We start from the raw sequence: 2880 nt of genomic DNA, 5'->3' as shown, positions 1-2880 counted from the left end.
CCCCCTCCGCCGGGTCGTACCAGGAGTTGACCATGATGTCGGCGGTGTGCGGAAAGGAGTGCGTCCGCCGTACCGCCTCGACCGCGCCGGGCCCGAAGTCGGCCAGCGGCCCCGGGTCCTCGTCCAGCCGGTCCAGCGGGATCTCCGTGCCGAACGGTCCCAGCACCACCCCGCCGTGCTCCTCGCTGCGCACCAGGAGGAACCCGATGCCGGGATGGTTGGCGAGGGTGGTCAGCAGGGCCGGGTGCCGCGCGTCGATCTCCTCCTTGCTCATCCGGTGGCGCACGTCCGGGAAGGAGACCAGCCCGAGGTTGCCGGAGGCCAGCACGATCGGCTCCGAGCCGCGGACGGGCCGGTACTTCTCGCGCCCCTCCTTGCCGGGCCGGCGCAGCGCGGCACGGACGGCGGCACGGGCGTGCTCGGCGACGTTCTCGATCAGCGCGAGCGAGCGGTCCAGGCGTTGCAGTACCTTCGCGGCGTCGCGGCCGGCCGGCCCGGAGTGGTGGGCGACCTCGTCGTAGGCGACGAGGTCGGCGTAGACGGCGGTGCGGCCCGCGAGCATGTCGCCCATGACGGCGGCGACCACGACATCGCGCTCGACGACGGTCGCGAAGGCGCGGACGAGCGGGTACAGGCCGCCGCGGCTCACCCGCGGGCGCTCCTTGCGGATCCGGGCGCGGGTCGACTGGCCGATCTCCCGGCCGACCTCGGCGACGAAGGACAGGGCGGTGCGCACGGCGTTGGCGGGGTCGGAGAAGTAGGCGAAGTACCCGGCCCGGGAGCGGGTCTCGCGGCTGCGGCGGCGGGTGGCGATGGACAGCACCAGGGCCTGTTCCTCGGCGCCACCGGAGAAGAGGTTGCCGCGGCTGGCGCCGTCGACGGTGAGCAGTCCGCCGTGGCCCGCCTGTTCCACGGCCCGGTGCTGGAGTTCGACGGCGCTGGTCGGGCGGTTGCAGACCATCACCTCGCCGCGGTCCTTCTCGTACCAGCGGAAGGCGGGGACGTCGTGGTTGCTGCCGTGCAGGATGCCGAGCTGGCTGGCGCCGGTCTGGCTGGACCAGTCGGTGCGCCAGGAGGTGAGGCGGTGGGTGGGGCGGACGGCACGGCCCGGGGTGTCGCTGTGGCCCATCCAGCGGGCGATCGTGGGCATGAGGCCCTCGCCGACCGCGGCCAGCAGGATGTCGTGGCCGACGCCGTCGAGCTGGAGGAAGACCGTGCCGGGGGTGGCCGGGCCGACGGGGCCGCGTCTGCGGCGGCGGTCGGCGAGCCGGTACAGGCGGCGCCGGTAGGCGTCGTCGTCGCGCACCGCGAGGGCACCGCCGGTGGCGGAGGCGACCGCGGACATGACGGCGGCGACCACGACGGCGGTCTCCGGGGCGGCGTCGCCGCGCTCGGCGGGGTTGAGGCGCAGGGCGAGCAGCAGCAGCGCCCCGTTGAGGAAGAAGACGAGGAGCCCGAGGACCAGCGTCGGCACGAGCAGGAGGAGCCGTACGAGCAGCGGCCACACGACGGCCGACAGCACGCCGAAGGCGCCGGCGCCGAACGCCGCCGTGACCGCGATCCGGGTCGCGCTGTCACCGGTCGGGGACTGGAGCCGGAAGTCCGGCAGGATGCCGGCCAGCACCAGCATCGTCAGGGTGGAGACGGCCCACACCGTGACGCTCCGTCCGACCTGACTGGCCACCCGCCGCCAACGCCCCGCACCCACGCCCCGCACACCTCACGTCCCGGCCCGTCGTCGGTGCGGGCGCTGGGATCAGCGTGTCACACGGGTGGACCGTCAGCGTCCGTCGTATCCCGCCGTCGGCATCGACAGCCTGCGGTGCACCCTGGCCTTCATCTGAGCGTCGTAGTGGGGTTCCGCGAAGCCCACCGTCTCGACCCGTACCCCGCGGCGGGCGCATTCGGCGGTGAACTCCTCCACGGAGGACAGGGCGCTCGCGAGGACCCGGAAGCTGGGGGCCACGAAGAGGTCCCGTCCCGCCCGCACCCCGTCCCACAGCACGCAGTGGTCGGCGCGCAGGCCCCGCACGAGCAGCTCCCGCCGCACGGTGTACCCCCGCTCCGCGGCCCAGCGCGCGCACATGGCGTGCTGGCTGCGGGAGTCCACCAGGAAGGGATCGGCGTCCAGTTCCTCGAGCGGCGTCAGACTCGCGATCGCCGTGACGCGGAACGCTCCCATGGTGTCCCCCTCACCTCCGGGTTTCGCCGCCGACCCTACTCCAGCCCGTAGGCTTCGGGGAGTCGCGCGAAGGAGGCAAAGAGGTGCCGGTGGAGATCACCTGGTGGGGCCACGCCACCTGCACGGTCACGGATTCGGACGTACGCGTGCTCACCGACCCTCTGTTCGCCCGCCGGCTCGCGCATCTGCGCCGGCGCCGCGGTGCGGTGCCCCCGTCCGACGCCCGGCGCGCGGACGTGGTCCTGGTCTCCCATCTGCACGCCGACCATCTGCACGTTCCCTCGCTGGCGCGCCTGGAGCCGGGCACGCGCCTGCTCGTGCCCCGGGGCGCACCACGCCAGGTGCCGGGGCTGCGCCGGCTCACCCACCTCAGGGTGGACGAGGTGGCGCCAGGCGACGAGCGGCGCGTCGGCGACCTGCTGATACGCACGGTCCCGGCCTGGCACGACGGGCGGCGGCTGCCGCTCGGACCGCACCGCTCCCCCGCCCTCGGCTACGTCGTCGAGGGCTCGGCGCGGACCTACTTCGCCGGGGACACCGGCCTGTTCGACGACATGGCCAAGGAGGTCGGGCCGGTCGACGTGGCACTGCTGCCCGTCGGCGGGTGGGGGCCCTATCTCGGGGAGGGGCACCTCGACGCGGGGCGCGCGGCCCAGGCGCTCACCCGGCTGGGGCCGCGCAGCGCGGTGCCGGTGCAC

The 2880-nt window shown here is 74.5% G+C and carries 3 protein-coding genes; 1 reads left to right on the top strand and 2 read right to left on the bottom strand.

Annotated elements, in window-relative coordinates:
- A partial coding sequence (locus AOJ26_RS39425) for a phage holin family protein (RefSeq protein WP_053853154.1) occupies positions 1-1717 on the bottom strand: 1717 nt, incomplete at its 3' end.
- 63 nt (positions 1718-1780) lie between these two features.
- Positions 1781-2182: a hypothetical protein gene (locus AOJ26_RS39420; RefSeq protein ID WP_053853152.1), complete on the bottom strand. Its 402-nt coding sequence runs from the start codon at positions 2180-2182 to the stop codon at positions 1781-1783.
- Between the two features lie 83 nt (positions 2183-2265).
- Here AOJ26_RS39420 and AOJ26_RS39415 point away from each other — a divergent pair.
- The coding region (locus tag AOJ26_RS39415) for an MBL fold metallo-hydrolase (RefSeq protein ID WP_053853153.1) at positions 2266-2880 on the top strand (615 nt) is incomplete at its 3' end.

It is taken from the genome of Streptomyces sp. NRRL B-24085 (assembly GCF_001282115.1).
Lineage (GTDB): Bacteria > Actinomycetota > Actinomycetes > Streptomycetales > Streptomycetaceae > Streptomyces.
This window is presented reverse-complemented; position numbering and strand designations above follow the sequence as displayed.

Coding starts and splice junctions, on each gene's coding strand:
- AOJ26_RS39420 (WP_053853152.1), bottom strand. CDS start 2,182: ATGGGAGCGTTCCGCGTCACGGCGATCGCGAGTCTGACGCCGCTCGAG.